The sequence below is a fragment of the Candidatus Didemnitutus sp. genome (genome assembly GCA_019634575.1).
Classification (GTDB): Bacteria; Verrucomicrobiota; Verrucomicrobiia; order Opitutales; family Opitutaceae; genus Didemnitutus.
In genome coordinates this window covers 245,307-262,436 of the sequence record JAHCAY010000004.1, presented here as the reverse complement: position 1 = coordinate 262,436, position 17,130 = coordinate 245,307, and the positions used below count along the sequence as shown (strand labels likewise).

Sequence of the window (17,130 nt, the reverse complement as noted above, 5' to 3'; positions counted from 1 at the left end):
CGCGCGAGGAAATTTCCCTTGCGTAGCGCAACCGCGGACCTTTACTCACGACCCTTTAACTCGACAAACATCATGGCACGAATTTGCGCAATCACTGGCAAGCGCCCGGTCAAGGGCAGCATCATCAACCGTAAGGGTCAGTCCAAGAAGAGCGGTGGTATCGGCACGCACACCACCTCGAAGACCCCCCGCAAGTTCCGCCCGAACCTGCAGAAAATCCGCGTCAAGATGCCCAACGGCGGCACCAAGCGCGTCTGGGTCGCGGTCAAGGCCATCAAGGCCGGCCTCGTCACCAAGGCCTAAAGCCGATCCGGTTCCCATTCCTGTTTCGACCCGCAGCCGCAAGCTGCGGGTTTTTTGTTGGTGAACCGGTCGCTGCCAACTCGTCCGGCGATGCAGCACATGCCGCGGACAGCCGCGTTCTCTTCTGACCACGGATGGCAGAAATGGCTAGGGATGCCGGCACGCGCTCCAAAGCACGATTCGTGATCATCCGCGCCATCCGTGATCAAGCCTCGCGCTCACCCGCGACACGCGCCGCACTCGCTCACGCCACCAGCGACGCGAACTCCTTGTTCCGCTGGATGAAAACCGCGACGTAGGAACACGCCGGCACGACCTGGCGACCCGCCGCCTTGGCGTCGTTCAGCGCCGCACGCACCAACGCCTCGGCGTAGCCGCGACCGCGGAATTCCGGCGGCACAAACGTGTGGGTGAACACCTGCTTGCCGTCGGCGAACTCGTATTCCGCAACCGCCAGCAGGCCATCGGCGGCAATTTCGTAGCGATGCTCGTCCTCGTTGTGACGGACGGGAATGGAAGCGCTCATGTCGAAAGACCGATACGCCGACCGAGCTTCCGCGCAAGTTCCGCGAGTTCCTCGCGGCCTTCGATCTTCAAGGCCCACAACACCGCGCCGTAGAGCGCACAGGCCAGCGGGATCAGAGCGCCGACCAGCAGCAGATCGCGGAGCTTGCCGCCGACCGGCAGCGCCAGCGCCACGCGCGCACCGCACCAGACCGCGAGGCTCATCGCCACCGTCGCCGCGGCGATCTTGATCACGCTGGGCACCAACGGCGCGAGCGTGAAGCCGCCGGGCAGCACGTGCCGCAGCTCCCGTTGCAGCAGCCAGGTCTGCACCGCGATGGCCGTCGTGCTCGCGATCACGAGGCCCGCCGCACCGAGCCAGCGCATCAGCACGAGACTCAGGGCGAGGTTGACGAGAAAGTCGATCGTCGCGATCCGCACCGGCGCCCGGGTGTTTTTCACGGCGTAGAACGCCCGCACCGTCAGGCTCACGACGGAGAAAAACGGCAGACCGATCACGTAGAGCGCCAGCAGGGGCGTCATGGCCTGCGTGTCCGCGGCCGTGAAATTGTGCCGCTCGAACAGCAGCCGCACGATCGGCTCGCTCAGCAGTGCAAGGCCGGCCGCCGCCGGGACATTGATCACGAGGATGAGCCGGATGCCGCGCCGGAAATCGTCGGCCAGCGCGCCGAAATTCCTTTCGACGGCATGCCGCGCCAGCAGCGGGTAGATCACCGTCGACACCGCGATGGCGAACACGCCGATCGGCAGCTCCATGAGGCGGTTCGCGTAGAACATCAGCGTCCCCGCCGAATCGTCGATCGAGAACGCCAGCATGCTCGAGACGTAGGTGTTGACCTGATAGATCGCCGTGCCCCACAGACCCGGCGTCATCAGCCACGCGATCTCTTTCACCCGCGGCGTCAGGCCCAGATCGAAGCGGGGCCGCCAGCCTTCGGTGCGCATCAGCACGACCGCCGGCACCGCCATCTGCAAGAACCCGCCGAGCAGCACGCCCGCGCACAGCCAGTGGATTTCGCCGAGCGGCGTGGAGGCGAAATGCAGTCCCGCCCCTCCGAGCGAAACGATCATGCAAAGGTTCAACCAGATCGGCGAAAGCGCGGGCTCCAGGAAACGATGGAAGACGTTCAGCGCCGCGTTGAACGCCGCGGCGATGCACACGAAAGCGAGATACGGCAGCAAAACGACGCTGAGGTCGGCGAGCAGATACCACTTGTCCTCCTGTCCGGAAATGCGGCGCGACTGGCTGAACACCAGCATCAGCACCGCGACGAGGCTGCCGGTCACCACCAGCAGCCAACTCGCGACCTTGTTCAGCAGCGCCAGCGCGCCTTCCTTGCCCTGCTCGTGCAACTCGTGCTGGAGGTTCGGCAGGAATGCGGCGGTCAGCGCGCCCTCGCCCAGCAGCCGGCGAAAGAGATTCGGCAGGCGGAACGCGGAGAGAAAGGCCGTGTTCAGCACGCTCGCGCCGAAGATGGCCGCGCCCAACTGGTCGCGCACCAGCCCGAGCACGCGCGACAGCACCGTCGCCGACGCGACGACGCTGATGTTCTTCAGGCTCTTCGACACGGCGCCGTTACGGCTGCGTCGTGACCTTCACGAGCCCGCCCTCCACCGCCAGCGCGGAGATCTTTGCCCACGCGGCGCGAAAATCGTCCGGCACCTTGGCCTTGGCCACCAGCGCCTTCGTCAGCGCGCCACCGATGCCCGGCAGCGAGTGCACCGGGCACGAGCCGAGATAGATCTTGTCCGCGCGGAACACGAAACTCTCGCCGCCGCGCTCGAAGGTGCCGCTCGCCTGAAACACGACTTCCTTGGCGAGGCCGTAGTAGTTCAACACCACCTTTTCGGCGATGTGCAACCTGTCGCCCTCGACGCGGAAATTCAGCCCGCTCGCGCTGAGAAAATCGCCGCTGCCGGCCGCGGCGGCCGCATCGCCCTTCTTTTCGTCCGTCTTCGGCTTGTCGGCCGGCTTGGCGGGTTTCGCGTCGGCTTTCGCGACGGCACCGCCGCCGGAAACCGAAGTGGCCCACGCGTTGAGCTCGTCCTCCGTGGCCACGAGCTGGCCGCCTTTCACGAACGTCGCGACCTTGTCCTGCCACGCACGCGCCTTCGTGCCGTCGGTCTTGCCGGGCAGGTAATAGACGACGCCCTTGGCTACTTCCTTCGGCGCTTCCTTGATCTGTTGCACCGGCTTGAAGACCAGGTAGACGGCCGCCACCACGACGCCGAGGAGCAGCCCGAGCAATGCCCCGATCGCGACCTCGACTGTGCTGGGACCGTAGAGCGCCTTTTCGATTTTCTTGTTGGGCATGGCGGGGATCAGTTCGCCGCGGATTTGCCCGCGGCCGGTTTCGCTTCGGACTTGGACGAGGATTTTTCGCCACCCTCCGACCCGCCGCCCGACTTCTTCTTGTAGTCGGTGATGTAGAAACCGGAGCCTTTGAAGATCAGGCCGGCGCCGCCGCCGACCTTGCGCTTCAGCTTCGGTTTCTTGCAGGCGGGGCACTTTTTGAGCGGCTCGTCCTTCATCGATTGGAAGGCTTCCAACTCGTGCTCGCACTGGGTGCAGACGTATTCGTAGGTGGGCATCGTGAACGTCGACCGGATAAAAGACCGGCGCCCGGCGGTGGCGAGCCTTTCTTGGCCCCGCGCCGGCCACTATCCGTTTGCCAACCCCAGCGGCCCGGCGGACAGTGCGCCCCGGCATGGATTTTGACGCGCAATTTCAATCCTACGTGGCGCAGGTCGAACGCGGTATCGACGAACTGCTGCCGCCCGCCGCCACCCGTCCTGCGCGTCTCCACGAGGCCATGCGCTACAGCATGCAAGCCGGCGGCAAGCGCCTGCGCCCCGTCCTGGTTCTCGCCACCGCCGACCTTTTCGGCCGCACCGCCGATCCCCGCTCCGCCCGGAGCGCGGACGCACTTCCGGCCGCGATCGCGATCGAGTGCGTGCACACCTACTCGCTCGTGCACGACGACCTGCCGTGCATGGACAACGACGACCTGCGCCGCGGCCGCCCGACAGTGCACAAGCAATTCGACGAAGCCACCGCACTCCTCGCCGGCGACGCGCTGCTCACCTACGCCTTCCAGCTCGTGAGCGAGCATTATCCCGCCACCACCTGCGGCGCGCTCGTCCGCGAGCTCGCGGCCGCCGCTGGCAGCCGCGAACTCATCGGCGGACAAATGGACGACCTCCTCGCCGAGAAACGCTCCGACATCTCGCACGCCGACCTCGAGGCCATTCACCGCCGCAAAACCGGCGCCATGATCGAAGCCGCGCTCGCAATGGGCGGTCTCGCCGGCGGAGCCCGCGAAGCGGACCACCTGAACACTCTCCACCTCGTCGGCCGGCACATGGGTTTGGCGTTTCAAATCGTCGACGACATCCTCGACGCCACCGCCGACACCGCGACGCTCGGCAAGACCGCCGGCAAGGACGCGAAGGCCGACAAGACCACCTACGTCAAACTCCACGGGCTCGACGCCGCCCGCCGTCTCGCCGCCGACCAGACCGCCGCCGCCCTCGCCGCCCTCGCCCGCCTCCCCGGCAACACCGCATTTCTCGTGGAACTGATCCGCCATATGGCGGACCGAAGAAAGTAATCATGCCCGGGCAACGCCGCGATTACCTGTTGCAGCAAACCGAACTGCTCCGCCAGTTCGTCGCGCGGCTCGTGCGCGACCGCAATCCCGCCGGCATCGACGAGGCCTTGCAGCTCGCGCTCAGCCTGCAGGAGAAACTTTTCCCGCTACCTGCCGCCGAATTCCTGGCACTCGACGCCGACGAACAGGTGTCCCGGCTGCTTGCCAACGAATCGCCCGTCGCGGGCCGCGAAAAATGCGAGACCTACGCCGCGCTCCTCCGTGAGGCCGCGTTTCTCTACGAGCTGCGCGGTCGCAACGATTTCGCCGTCGGCGCCCGCCAGCTCGCCCTGCACGTGACCCTCCTCGCTGCTCCGCAACCGCCGGACGAGGCGACGCGTCAGCTCGTGCTCAAGCTCACGAACGACCTCGCCGGCGAGCCGCTGCACGCACCGGTGGCGGCGCTGCTCGCCGAATTCGAGCACGACGAGGCGTGACGCTCAGCGCGCCGCCGCGGTCGCGCCCGCCGGCGGCCTCGTGATCTTCAGCCCGCCCAGGAGCTCATCGATGTCACCCGCCGCGCGCGCATAATTCTTGTCCGCCGACCACGCGCGCAATTGCACGGTGCCCTCCGGACCGGAGTAAAAGTAACCGTGGTTCTCGTAGAGCACGCCTTCCGCGCGCACGCTGAAGAAAAGCTCCTCCACCATCGATGCGCCGCGCAGTTTCTTGCCGCGCTTTTTCACCGTGACGCTTTCGGCGTGTTCCTTCGCCTTGGCGACCACGACGTCCTCCATCGGCCCGATATGCCGCTCCGGCGAGGTGATGAACTCCGCCTCCGCCATCTCATCGACGCGCAGCATCGCCACGCTGTTGGGGTCCGTGACCTGCGGGTCGCGAAACCAGCGGCACCCGTCGTAACGCAGCGTAAAATTACCCTGCTTGATCTCGCGCCAGCGCTCGCGGTCCTCGACGAGCCGCGCGTTCGTGAAATCCGGCCGCAGATCGATGCTGGCGAGGAACGCCGCCGCCGTCTTGCTCGATCGCTCGCTGCCAGGCCACTCGGCGCTGATGAAATATAGCGAACCGCCGATCAGCACGAGGCGCACCTCGCGATGCGTCTTCTGCGCCGGCTGCGCCACGAGCAGGCGTTGCCCGTCGTATTGGCCCAGCGGCCACGGCTCGTCCTGTTTGATCTGGCCGCGACGCGAGTTCATGAACGCCTCGATCGTCGAGACGTAGAGCTGCTCGCGCTCGGTCGCGACCGGCACGACCGGATAGGTAACGCGCAGCACCATCAGGTGCTCGCCGGCGGACTCGACGTAGCGGCGTTCGGCCAGTTGATCGCCTTGTGGCGTTGGCGTGCGCTGGTCATCGATCTTCGGTTCTGACGGGAAAACTGCGGTGATCGCCCAGCCGGCCGGCGCGCAGGTGAAATCCGCGCGGACGGACGTCACGAGGCAAAGCACGGCAAAGCAAAGCGCGCGAACGTGGAGGGGCACGGCGCGACAGAAACGGGCGGCGTGCCGCCCGGCAAGCGCGCAAACGCAGGGGAATTACGCAGGCCCGCGTAGGCCTTTTCGTCCCTGCATGCGAATCACGAGCCGGCGCTTCACTGGCGCGGGGGCATTTTCCCATAGCGGCGGTCCGCAACCGTCGGCACAGCTGGCCGCGCGAGTCGAGAGATGCAGGCAACCCCTCAGACGGCGCGCGGCTCTCGCTTACTGCGCGGCCATCGCCGCCTTCACCAGCTCGACGAACGACTTCGCCTCGAGCGAGGCGCCGCCGATGAGGCCACCGTCGATGTCGGCTTGCGCGAGCAGTTCGGGCGCGTTGGAAGGCTTCATTGAGCCGCCGTAGAGGATGCGGACCTTAGCCGCCAGCGCCGCGCCGTAGAGGCCGGTGAGCAGGCTGCGGATGAAAGCGTGCACTTCCTGCGCTTGCGCGGTCGTCGCGACCTTGCCGGTGCCGATGGCCCAGACCGGTTCGTAGGCGATGACGACGGAGGTGATCTGCTCGGGCTTCACGCCGGCGAGCGCGGCCTCGGTCTGGGTCTTCACGACGTCGAGCGTCTTGCCGCCTTCGCGCTCAGCGAGGGTTTCGCCGACGCAGAGGATCGGGCGCAGCTCGTTGGCGAGCGCGGCGAGGACCTTCTTGTTCACGAGGACGTCGGTCTCGCCGAAATACTGACGGCGCTCCGAGTGGCCAAGGATGACGTGCGTGACGTAGTGCGCGCGGAGCATCTCGGCGGAAATCTCACCGGTGAACGCGCCGTTCTTCTCCGCGTGCATGTTCTGCGCGCCGAGCTTCACGGACTGGCCTTCGAGCGCGTGGCGGACGCTTTCGAGCGCCGTGAAGGGCGGGCACACGACGATGTCGACCGCCGTCTCACGACCGACCTGCTCCACGATTTCCTTCGTGAGCGTGGCGCCGTCGGCGGCGGTTTTGTTCATCTTCCAATTGCCGGCGATGAGCTTCCTGCGGATTTGAATCGGGGACTGGGTCGGAGTGGACATGGGATGGGAAATTGAATGGGCCAGCGAGGACGGTGCCTCGCTGGCCCGGTTCGGACAAGCGGAGAATTACGTCTCGAGGAACGCGACGCCGGGGAGGACCTTGCCCTCGAGGAACTCGAGGCTGGCGCCGCCGCCGGTGGAGCAGTGCGTGACCTTCTTGGCCGCGCCGAATTTCTTCGCCGCGGTGGCGGTGTCGCCGCCGCCGACGACCGTCGTCGCGCCCTTGGCGGTGGCTTCGATGATCGCTTCCGCCATCGCCTTGGTGGAACCGGCGAACGCGTCGAACTCGAACACGCCGGATGGGCCGTTCCACACGATGGTCTTCGAGGCGAGGATGGCCTGGCGGTAGAGCTCGGTCGATTTCGGGCCGGCATCGAGACCCATCCAGCCGTCAGGGATGCCACTCGCGAGCGTGGCCGGTTGCGTGGCCGCATCGGGCGCGAACTTGTCGGCGCAGATGAAGTCGACAGGGAAGATGAGTTCCACGTTCTTGGCCTTCGCCTTGGCTTCGAGTTCGGCGACGATCTTGGCGCCCTCGGGATCGAAGAGCGACGCGCCGATCTTCATGCCGCGATTCACCTGGAGGAAGGTGTAGGCCATGCCGCCGCCGATGATGACCTTGTTGGCCTTGTCGAGGAGGTTGTTGATGAGGGGAATCTTGTCCGCGATCTTCGCGCCACCGAGGATGGCGAGCAGCGGGCGGTCCGGATTATCGAGCACCTTGTTGAAGGCCTTGAGCTCGGCTTCCATGAGGAAACCGGCGGCTTTGTCCTTGAGCGCGACGCCGACCATCGAGCTGTGCGCGCGGTGGGCGGTGCCGAAGGCGTCGTTGACGTAGACGTCGCCGAGCTTGGAAAGGCTGGCGCAGAAGGCGGCGATGGCGGTCTTGTCGGCGGCTTTCTTGGAGCCGTCTTCGAGCTTAACCTTCGTCTCTTCCTCGATGTGGAAGCGGAGGTTTTCGAGCAGCACGACCTCTCCCGCAGCGAGCTTGGCGCAGGCGGCTTCGACGGTGGCGCCGACGCAGTCGTCGAGGAACTTCACGGGCTTGCCGAGAAGTTTTTCCAACTCGGCCGCGACGGGCTTGAGCGAGAACTTGGCGATGCGCTGGCCGTCGGGACGACCGAGGTGCGACATGAGGACGACCGAGGCGCCCTGCTCGAGGGCGTATTTGATCGTGGGCAGCGCCGCGACGATGCGGGCGTTGTTGGTGATGGCGCCGGTGGCCTTGTCCTGCGGGACGTTGAAGTCCACGCGCATGAGGACGCGCTTGCCGGCGAGTTGCAGATCACGAATCGATTTGAATTTGGCCATGGAAGTAAGGGGAAAAAATGAAGGCGGGGCTGATGGCCCCGCCTCCGTGAGAAACGTGAGAGTTCGGGCCATCAGCCCGGTGCTGAGAGTTAGAGCTTGGCGGCGATCTGCTTCGTCAGGTCGACGACGCGGTTGGAATAGCCCCACTCGTTGTCATACCAGCTGACGAGCTTGAAGAACTTCGGGTTGAGCTCGATGCCCGAGCCGCCATCGAAGATCGACGAGTGCTTGTCGTGGATGAAGTCGGACGACGCGACTTCGTCGTCGGTGTAGGCGAGGATGCCCTTGAGGTAGGTTTCCGAGGCCTTCTTCATCGCGGCGGCGATTTCCTTGTAGGAGGTCGCCTTGGTGGTCTTGACCGTGAGGTCGACGACGGAAACGGTCGGCGTCGGCACGCGGAAGGACATGCCGGTGAGCTTGCCTTTGACCTCGGGCAGCACGAGCGCGGTGGCCTTGGCGGCGCCGGTCGTGGACGGGATGATGTTGATCGCGGCGGAGCGGCCACCCTTCCAATCCTTCTTCGAGGGACCGTCGACCGTCTTCTGGGTCGCGGTGTAGGAGTGGATGGTCGTCATGAGGCCTTCCTCGACGCCGAAGCCTTCCTTCAGGAGCACGTGCACGATCGGCGCGAGGCAGTTCGTGGTGCAGGAGGCGTTGGAAATCATCGTGTGCTTCGTGACGTCGAGCTTGTCGTCGTTCACGCCCATCACGACCGTGATGTCTTCGTTCTTCGCCGGAGCGGAGATGATGACCTTCTTGGCGCCGGCGACGATGTGGCCGTAAGCGCTCTTCGGGTCGTCCTTCTTGCACTCGGTGAAGAGGCCGGTGGACTCGATGACGATGTCGACGCCGAACTTCTTCCACGGCAGCTCGGCCGGGGTCTTGGCGCTGACGACGGCGATTTCCTTGCCGTTCACGACGAGGACGTCGTCCTCGGTCTTGTCGGCGGCCGATTTCTTCGAGCCGACGGTGCCCTGGAACTTGCCCTGCGTGGAGTCATACTTGAGCAGGTAGGCCAGGTTGTCGGCCGGGACGATATCGCCGACGGCGACGACATCGAGCTCGGTGCCGAGCAAGCCTTGCTCGACGAGCGCGCGGAACACGAGGCGGCCGATACGGCCGAAACCATTGATAGCGACTTTGACTGCCATAAGAGGGATGGGTTGAAGAACGTTAAGGAAACCAAATCAACTAATGCCCGCTTGCTTTGGCAAGTGAGATACCGGCACAGCGCGCGGCATTAGTGCGTTTGCAGTGACATAATCGCCGGGCTGGCGAAATTACGCTGCACACGCATCCTGTCGTCGGGCGCGGATCACTCGCCCGTGCACCAAAGCCCGCAGCCCAACGCAGGCACGAACAACTCCGCGGCGACCGCGGCCGGCGGCGCGGTGCGGCGGTCGTAGAACCGCGCCTGGTCGGCCACGAGCCGCCACTCGCGCGCCACACTGTCGCCGATCGGGATCGTGACGTCCTCCTGCTGTGGATTGACGGCGAGGAGGAGTTTTTGCGCGCCGGCGCTGCCGTCGGCGTTGTAGATCAGCGCGAGCGACTTGCCGTCGGGCCCGGCGAAAGCCTGGAAAAATCCCTCGCTCGGCCGCGTCCAGAGTCGCAGGTGGCGTCCCGCATGCGAACGGCGGAACGCGATCCACTCCGCGAAATACGCGTGCGTGCCGGCGTGCCGCCGCAGACGTCGGTAATCGAGCGCGTTCAAGTCGCCGCGCAGGTAGGTGTTGTTCACGCCATGCTTCGAGCGCAGGAAATCCTGCCCCGCCGCGACCATCGGAATGCCGACCGACGCGAAGAGGATCGCGGCCATCAGGTGGGTGCGACGCACGTCGTTCAGCGTGGGGCGGAGACCGTTTTTGTCGCCGTTCTCCGTGATCTCATCGAGCCACGTGCGGTCGTCGTGCGACTCCGTGTAGTTCACCGTCTGCGCCGGCCAATACGCGAAATGCCACGGCGAGCCCTTGAGGTAATACTCCAGCTTGTCCGCCGCGCCGTTCGCGTGGACGTAGTCGCGGAGGAAATTCCGGTAGCCGTCGTTCCACGAAGCGAAGCCCGTCGGCCGCAGCGCATCGGCGATGTGCCCGCGGAAGCTCCACGGCTCGGCGAACAGGATGACATCGGGCTTCACCTTTTTCAGCGCGACTTCGATCTCGGTGAGCACGCCGACACCGATCAGCTCGGCGAGGTCGAAGCGAAAACCGTCCACGCCGTAGGCCTCGATGAGGTGCACGAGGCTGTCGATGATCAGCCGCTTCGTCATCGCGGAGCGGCAGCGCAGGTCGTTGCCGACGCCGCTCCAATTCGAGAGCGCGCCGTCGTCGCCGAGCTCGAAGTGGTAGAGCTTGTCGATGAACATCAGGTGCGCCGGCTCGCCGGCGTGATTGTAGACGACATCGAGGATCACCGCCATGCCCTGCCGGTGAAAGGCCGCGACGAGCTCCTGGAATTCCTTCACCTGCGTCGCGCGGACGGGTGCGGTGCCGTAGGCGCTGGCGGGCGCAAACCAGTTCGTGGTCATGTAGCCCCACTGGTATTCGTCGGGCGTCGCGTTGTCGTGTTCCTGCACCGGCTGCAGCTCGACCGCGTTCACGCCAAGGCGCTTCAGGTAAAACTCAGGGCTCTCGACCCATTTCCTCAAGCCCGCGAAACCGCGCCGTTCCTCGGCGGTGATTTCAACTGGAGCGTTAGCTGCGAGATCGCGCACGTGCGCCTCGGCGACGACGAGGTCCTGCCATGCCGGCGTGCGGAAGCCTCGATCGCCCTGCCCTATCCACGCTCGATCGAGCACAATGCCCGGACCGTCACGCCCGAGCGCCGCCAGCGCGTAAGGATCAAGGATGCGCTGGTTCGGATGAAAATTGCCGAAAACATTCTGCGGGCCGCTGACATTATACCAATAGAACCAGCCGTGCAGATTCTGATCGAGACGCGCTTCCCAGACGCCGCGCCACTCGCCGTCCTCGAGCCGCTTGTCGAGATCGTAGACGTGCGGCCCCACGGGCGCTTCGAGTTGTTCGGTTACGGACACCTTCACCGCCTTCGCGCGCGGGGCGAAGAGCCGGAACGTCGTCTCGTTTTTGCGCACTAGCGCACCGAGCGGCAGATCGCTCTCCAGCGCGTGGAAGAATTTCCCGAGCCGCAGCCGGATCTTCGGCGACTGCTGGCCATCGCGCAGGTGCACGACCGAATACGCGCGGCTCGGCTCGAGCGGCGCGTTCGTGGTGAACGCGAACAGATTCCGCCCCGTGCGATGCGCGAGGAGCAACCGATTGACATGCCCCTCGTCGTCGCGCGACGAATTCGTCGCATCCGGCGAAAGCGCGAGCCAGCGCGCGTCACCGGTGACGAACTTGAAGCGCAACGGTGGCTCGCGCAGCAAATCGCCGGCCGGCAGCGCGAGCGTCCACAAATCACGACCGAGCAGCGTGCTTTTCTTCAGCTGCCATTCGGGGCGGCCGATCGCCTCGCCCCAGCCGTTGAAGTCGCCGCCGACGTAGAGCGAGGTGCGCTCGAAATCGATGCCGGCGTGTTCCGCCGGATCGAGGACGAAGACCAGTTGCCCCGCCTCATCGACGAAGTAGCCCGCTTCCTCGGCGTAGACCTCCGGCGCGGCCGGCACGAGCGAGGCGAGCTGGAAGGCCTTCTCGCCCGGTGCCAGCAGCGGCAACAGCTCCGCGGTCCAATCCGCGTCGAGCTCGATGATGCCGCTCGTCGCGGATGTGAGCCACGCGCGGAGGATGCGATGTTCGGGCTGATTCAAACGTCAGGGCTTCGGCGGATTGTCGAAGGCGTAGAGCACGGGCTTGCCATCAAAGTAAGGGAATTGGCCGAGCCCGAGCACGTAACATGCCGTCGCGCAGGTATCCTCGGTGCGCACCATGAGCTCGATGGATTGCGTGAGGTCGAAGCCCTTTTTGATCGTCGGGCCGTTCGCGATCCACGGAATGTTGCGGCTGCGCGGATCTTCCGGTCCGTGCGTCAGGCCCGCGCCACCGTGATCGGCGGAGAGGATGATCAGCGTGTGCTCGCGCACACCGGCTTCGTCGAGCGCGGCGAGCACGCGACCGACGCACGCGTCGGCTTGCTCGATCGCGACCATCTGCTCGGCGGAGCCCCAGCCGTATTTGTGGCCGCGTTTGTCGTTGGCCGGAAAATGCACGAAGGTCAGCTCGGGCTTGTGCTCCTTGATGATCTTCACCGCCTCGTCGGCGACCGGCGCGTCGTCCTCGATATCCCTGCCCTCGGGAATCCACATGTAGGTGATCGTGCCCGGCTTCGCGAGGGTGTGGAACTTCGACTTACCGCTGATGAGCGCCGTAGTGTAGTTCCACTTGTGCGCAAGTTCGAAGACTGTCGGCACCTTCGGATAAATCGGATGCAGGAGCGGCAGGTCCTCGTTCCACTCGATGCCGTGCTTTCGCGGCACAACGCCCGTGAGCATGCTCGTGTGCGACGGCAAAGTGATCGAGACCGCGGTCGTCTGCGCCCACATCGTGAAGGCCCCATTCTTGATCATGCCGTGGATCACGGGCGTATTGGCGAGCAACAGGCGGTCCGGACGGAGGCCATCGATGCTGATGATCAGCACGCGTTCGATGGCCGGGATCGGCCGCGTGGGTTTTTCCTTCGCCTCCTCCGCGCGCGCGAGCAGAACCGCGGCGCCCATCACCAACAGCCACAGAAGTCGTTTCATCCCGCCCACGCTAGACTCGCCGCCCGCCCTGTCGAGCGCAGGGAAGCGGCGATGGGTGACGATTGCGCGTCGCCAGAAAACAACCCCGCCGAAGTTTGGGATTCCGTCCGGACGGAACGTGGATTCCCTTGGCGGAAACATGGCCCGCGAACGCCTCCTCGTCGCCCTCTCCGGCGGAGTCGACAGCTCCGTCGCCGCCCTGCTCCTCCAAGAGCAGGGGCACGACGTCGTGTGCGCCTACATGAAGAACTGGATCAACGAGGACAACGTCATCGGCCATTGCCCGTGGATGCAGGACATCGACGACGCGCGCGCGGTGTGCGACCGGCTCGGGCTGGAGTTTCGCGTTGTGAACCTCATGCAGGATTACCGCCGCCTCGTCGTCGACTACCTGCTCGACGGCTACCAACGCGGCCTGACGCCGAATCCCGACGTGATGTGCAACAGCCGCGTGAAGTTCGGCGTCTTCGCCGCCTACGCGCGCGCCGAGGGTTTCGCGGGGTTGGCAACGGGCCACTACGCACGCCGCGTGGAGAGCGATCAGCTGTCAGCGCTCAGCTCTCAGCGATTCCACCTGCTCGAAGGCGCGGACAAGAACAAGGACCAGTCCTACTTCCTCGCCCTGCTCAACCAGGAGCAGCTCGCCTTTGCGCGTTTTCCCATCGGCGACTTGCCTAAGCCCGAGCTGCGCGCGCTCGCCGCGCGCGCCGGCCTCCCGACCGCGACGAAGAAGGACAGCCAGGGCATCTGCTTCATCGGCGAAGTGAAGATGGCGGATTTCCTCCGCGCCTACGTGCCCGAGCAACCCGGCCCGATCGTCCGCGCGATCGACGGACGCGTCCTCGGCGAACATCGCGGGCTGCACTACTTCACCATCGGCCAACGCAAGGGCATCGGCATTCCGTCAAACACTGACAACCAAGCCTACGTCGTCGTCGGCAAACGCGCGAGCGACCACGCGCTGCTCGTCGCCTTCGACGGCCCCGAGGCGCCGGGCCTGTGGACGAACGAGTGCCGCGTGCACAGCCTGAGCTTCATCGGCGAGCCGATCACCGAGCCCACGATGCTCAAATGTCGCGTGCGTTACCGCGACCCGCGCGTGCCGGTAGAATTCATTCCGGATTTCAACGCGACCGACGATCCGACCAGGTGGTCGTCGCCGTCCCCGGCGACGACAGAACGTGCCCCCGCGGCGCGAGTTTCAGGCGCCGCCGGGACGTCGGCGCCCACCTCCGCCACGCTCCGCTTCCCCACCCCGCAACGCGCCCTCGCCTCCGGCCAAATCCTCGCGCTCTACCGCGGCGAGGAATTGCTGGGTGGCGGAGTGTTCGTGTGATGCAGTCCGACGATTTACTCCGCGCACCCCAGCGGCAAAAGCCACACCCGAAAACAGCGGGGTTAGTTAGTAACAGTGACCCGCGAATACTTCTCGCACCCTTGTCCCAAGACTGGTGCACTTTTCGACAGCGGCACCATATGAATGCTCGGAGAAGCACGATAAAGGCGACGGCACTCTTGTTCTCGTTGGTGATCGGGACACTATTCGTGGGATGTGCCTCAATTGAAGATCGCTCTCACAAGTATCGTGACCTCATCGGAAAGCAGTTCGCAACCCGCTACGATTTGAAGCTATGCAAGATGAAGAGGCACAATTACGACGTGGTGCCTTACAAGCTCACAAATATCTCTGGTGATCCTGCAGCGACCATCGTTGCCAGCATTCCCGCTGGCACGGTGATCACTGTGAAGGACGCCAAGGTGAGCTATGTCGGAGGCGATTGGGACTTCATCATCGCGGAGATAGTGAACCCGGACACTCGCGAGAAGATCCTCTACGAGGACATGCTTGGGTTCTCTTCGGTCGACCCTTCCGAGTTCTTCAAGCGCTATCAGACAATCCAAGAAACGCCCAACCAATCCGGACAACCAACTCCGAGCAAAGCCCCTCGCGGCTGACCGCAAACGTCACCCCAGCTTCGCCAACACCAACGCCGCGGCGAAGGCCAGAAATACCACGCCGAGCGCGCGGTCGATCCAGTGGCCGTGGCGGAGGAAGCGGCGGCGGATTTCCGTCTGCGTGAACAACATCGACACGAGGCAAAACCACGCCATCGTCGCCAGCATCAGCCACGCGCCGTAGCCGAACTTGAGCAGCGAAGGCGTGGTCGGACTGACGCGCAGGGCGTAGAGCGCGATGAAGAAAAGCGCGGCCTTCGGGTTGAGCACGTTGACGATGAAGCCCTGCGTCCACGCCGCACCATTCGTCGGCGCCGCGTTGCCTTCGGCGAGATCAAGGTCGCCTTCGCGCGGCGACGCGCGCAGCGCCTGCACGCCGACCCACGCGAGGTAGGCGGCACCGAGATATTTCGCGACGCTCAACGCCACGGACGAGTCGCGCAGCAGCAGGCCAAGTCCGAGCGAGCAGTAGCCAACGTGGAAACCGATGCCGCAACCGATGCCGATGCTCGCCCACACCGCGACGCGCCGGCCGTGCGCGAGGCTCTGGCGCAGCACGAGCGCGAAGTCCGGCCCGGGACTAGCCACCGCGAGCGCGTGCGCCACGACGATCGTCAGGAATTCAGGCCAGTAGTTCATCGCTCAATATTCCCGGTGCAGCCGGCGTGAGGTGGTCGCCGACGTCCCGGCGGCGACTTGGACGAACCCACGAGGCGGGACCAATGCCGCAAGACCGGCGCCGCCGGGGACGTCGGCGCCCACCTGAATACACTCGTTCAGGCCAGCGCTCACTTGTGATCCCACGGGAACGAGACGGCCAGCTTCTGGAATTTCCAGATGCGCACGGGCTCGAACATTTTCCCCGGATTGCAGATGCCGCGCGGGTCGAGCGCGCGCTTCACCGCCTGCATCGCCTTCACCTGCGCGGGCGAGTGCTGGATGCGCAGGAACGGCGTCTTCGCGAGTCCGATGCCGTGCTCACCGGAGATCGCGCCGCCGAGCGCAACTACCGTTTCCATCAACGTCTGCACCGCGTCCTCCGCGCGCTTCGCCTCAGCGGCATCGGCGCGGTGATACATGATGTTCACGTGCAGGTTGCCGTCGGCAAGGTGGCCGAAGGTTGGAATCGCCAGCCGCGAGCGGCGTTTCAGCTGCGCGAGGAAGCGCGCAAACTTCTCGTAGCTGCGCATCGGGACGACGATGTCCTCGTTCAACTTCGAATCGCCGAGCTCGAACATCGCGCCCGAGCACTTGCGGCGCACGGCCCAAAGCTGTTCCGCCTCCTCGCGGCTCTTTGCTTCGCGGAAACCCAGCGAGTGCTCCTGCGCCCACGCGAGCACCGTCGCCTTCACATCCTCGATCTCCGCCGCGCCGCCGGCGAATTCCAGCAGGATCACCGGACGGCCGGCCTGGCCCGGGAAAATCGTCGTCTTCATCGCACGCTCCGCGCACACGACGCTCTCGCGGTCGAGAAACTCGCAGATCGCCGGCATCACGCGCTGGCGGAAGAGCGCCTTGGCGGACTTCAGCGCGGAGACTTCGTCGGCGAACGACGTGAGCAGCGTCCAGCGCGCGGCGGGTTGCGGCAGCAGTTTCAGCACGGCACCGGTGACGATGCCGAGCATGCCTTCGCTGCCGATCCAGAGGTCGCGCAGGTTGAAGCCCGCGGAAAACTTCTTCGTCGCGGTGCCCCACTCCACGAACTCGCCCGTCGGCAGGAACCCGCGCAGCGCCACGACGAAGTCGCGCGTCACGCCGTATTTGCCGCCGTGCATGCCGCCGGCGTTGCAAGCGATGTTGCCGCCGATCGTGCAATACGCCTTCGAAGACGGATCGAGCGGGAAAAACCAGCCGAGTTTCGCCGCCGCTTCCTGAATCGCCTGCGTCGTCGCGCCCGCCTGGGTGGTGGCGAGACCGGCGTCGGCGTCGACCGTGATCTTGTTCAGCGCCAGCATGTCCACGACCCAGCCGCCGCGCACGGGCGCCGCGGAGCCCATGAGCGTCGTGCCGCGACCGCGCACGGTCACGGGCACGCGATGCTGGTTGGCCAGTTCGAGCACGACGCCGATTTCCTTCTCGGCGCGCGGCTTGATGACGGCGGCGGGCAGAAACGAGACCTTGCTGCTATCGAACGACGCCGCGAAGCGGCCCTTTTCCGAGACATCGACCCGTGCACCAAGACGGCGCTTCAACAGACGGGTGGCGGCGGCGTATTTCTCCTTCATGA

17 protein-coding genes are annotated in these 17,130 nt (G+C 65.2%); 5 read left to right on the top strand and 12 right to left on the bottom strand.

Going from position 1 to position 17,130, the window contains the following annotated elements; genetic code table 11:
• The first annotated feature begins 72 nt into the window (after window positions 1–72).
• Window positions 73–303: a 50S ribosomal protein L28 gene (gene rpmB / locus KF715_21085; protein MBX3739196.1), complete on the top strand. Its 231-nt coding sequence runs from the start codon at window positions 73–75 to the stop codon at window positions 301–303.
• A 244-nt stretch (window positions 304–547) separates the two neighbouring features.
• Here rpmB and KF715_21080 read toward each other — a convergent pair whose 3' ends face one another.
• The 4 genes from KF715_21080 to KF715_21065 are packed head-to-tail and all read right to left on the bottom strand — an operon-like array spanning window position 548 to window position 3,420.
• Window positions 548–829, bottom strand: a complete 282-nt coding sequence (locus tag KF715_21080) for an N-acetyltransferase (GenBank protein MBX3739195.1) — start codon at window positions 827–829, stop codon at window positions 548–550.
• Window positions 826–2,397 (bottom strand): murein biosynthesis integral membrane protein MurJ, encoded by a 1,572-nt coding sequence (murJ, locus tag KF715_21075; GenBank protein ID MBX3739194.1) that lies wholly within the window; start codon window positions 2,395–2,397, stop codon window positions 826–828. The genes KF715_21080 and murJ overlap by 4 nt, the downstream gene beginning before the upstream one ends.
• Window positions 2,398–2,404: 7 nt before the next feature.
• Window positions 2,405–3,142, bottom strand: coding sequence for a hypothetical protein (locus KF715_21070; GenBank protein MBX3739193.1), 738 nt, complete (start codon window positions 3,140–3,142; stop codon window positions 2,405–2,407).
• A gap of 8 nt (window positions 3,143–3,150) precedes the next feature.
• On the bottom strand, window positions 3,151–3,420 hold the full coding sequence (locus KF715_21065) for a zinc ribbon domain-containing protein (GenBank protein ID MBX3739192.1): 270 nt from the start codon (window positions 3,418–3,420) through the stop codon (window positions 3,151–3,153).
• 116 nt (window positions 3,421–3,536) lie between these two features.
• On the opposite strand from KF715_21065, the gene KF715_21060 reads away from it, so the two are divergent.
• Together KF715_21060 and KF715_21055 are read left to right on the top strand one after the other, a co-directional pair.
• Window positions 3,537–4,439: a polyprenyl synthetase family protein gene (locus KF715_21060; GenBank protein ID MBX3739191.1), complete on the top strand. Its 903-nt coding sequence runs from the start codon at window positions 3,537–3,539 to the stop codon at window positions 4,437–4,439.
• A gap of 2 nt (window positions 4,440–4,441) precedes the next feature.
• Entirely contained in the window at window positions 4,442–4,915 is a 474-nt protein-coding gene (locus tag KF715_21055; protein MBX3739190.1) for a hypothetical protein, read from the top strand.
• 3 nt (window positions 4,916–4,918) lie between these two features.
• On the opposite strand, the gene KF715_21050 is transcribed toward KF715_21055, so the two are convergent.
• The 6 genes from KF715_21050 to KF715_21025 form a co-directional block, all read right to left on the bottom strand.
• Window positions 4,919–5,920: a hypothetical protein gene (locus tag KF715_21050; protein MBX3739189.1), complete on the bottom strand. Its 1,002-nt coding sequence runs from the start codon at window positions 5,918–5,920 to the stop codon at window positions 4,919–4,921.
• A 219-nt stretch (window positions 5,921–6,139) separates the two neighbouring features.
• Window positions 6,140–6,934 carry a triose-phosphate isomerase gene (gene tpiA, locus KF715_21045; protein ID MBX3739188.1) on the bottom strand — a complete coding sequence of 265 codons (795 nt, stop codon included), beginning with the start codon at window positions 6,932–6,934 and terminating at the stop codon, window positions 6,140–6,142.
• Window positions 6,935–7,000: 66 nt separating this feature from the next.
• Window positions 7,001–8,245: a phosphoglycerate kinase gene (pgk, locus tag KF715_21040; GenBank protein MBX3739187.1), complete on the bottom strand. Its 1,245-nt coding sequence runs from the start codon at window positions 8,243–8,245 to the stop codon at window positions 7,001–7,003.
• 89 nt (window positions 8,246–8,334) lie between these two features.
• The gene (gap, locus tag KF715_21035) at window positions 8,335–9,396 is read right to left on the bottom strand and encodes a type I glyceraldehyde-3-phosphate dehydrogenase (protein ID MBX3739186.1); all 1,062 of its coding nucleotides are present in this window, start codon (window positions 9,394–9,396) and stop codon (window positions 8,335–8,337) included.
• Between the two features lie 164 nt (window positions 9,397–9,560).
• A complete protein-coding gene (locus KF715_21030) occupies window positions 9,561–12,014 on the bottom strand; it encodes a glycoside hydrolase family 1 (GenBank protein ID MBX3739185.1) in 2,454 nt (817 codons plus the stop codon).
• Window positions 12,015–12,017: 3 nt separating this feature from the next.
• Window positions 12,018–12,947 carry an alkaline phosphatase family protein gene (locus KF715_21025; protein ID MBX3739184.1) on the bottom strand — a complete coding sequence of 310 codons (930 nt, stop codon included), beginning with the start codon at window positions 12,945–12,947 and terminating at the stop codon, window positions 12,018–12,020.
• A 139-nt stretch (window positions 12,948–13,086) separates the two neighbouring features.
• Here KF715_21025 and mnmA point away from each other — a divergent pair, with 139 nt between their 5' ends.
• Both mnmA and KF715_21015 read left to right on the top strand, forming a co-directional pair.
• Window positions 13,087–14,283 carry a tRNA 2-thiouridine(34) synthase MnmA gene (mnmA, locus tag KF715_21020; protein ID MBX3739183.1) on the top strand — a complete coding sequence of 399 codons (1,197 nt, stop codon included), beginning with the start codon at window positions 13,087–13,089 and terminating at the stop codon, window positions 14,281–14,283.
• A gap of 101 nt (window positions 14,284–14,384) precedes the next feature.
• Window positions 14,385–14,903 (top strand): hypothetical protein, encoded by a 519-nt coding sequence (locus KF715_21015; GenBank protein ID MBX3739182.1) that lies wholly within the window; start codon window positions 14,385–14,387, stop codon window positions 14,901–14,903.
• A 9-nt stretch (window positions 14,904–14,912) separates the two neighbouring features.
• On the opposite strand, the gene KF715_21010 is transcribed toward KF715_21015, so the two are convergent.
• Both KF715_21010 and KF715_21005 read right to left on the bottom strand, forming a co-directional pair.
• Entirely contained in the window at window positions 14,913–15,542 is a 630-nt protein-coding gene (locus KF715_21010; GenBank protein MBX3739181.1) for a LysE family transporter, read from the bottom strand.
• Between the two features lie 149 nt (window positions 15,543–15,691).
• Entirely contained in the window at window positions 15,692–17,128 is a 1,437-nt protein-coding gene (locus KF715_21005; protein MBX3739180.1) for an FAD-binding protein, read from the bottom strand.
• Window positions 17,129–17,130: the final 2 nt, after the last annotated feature.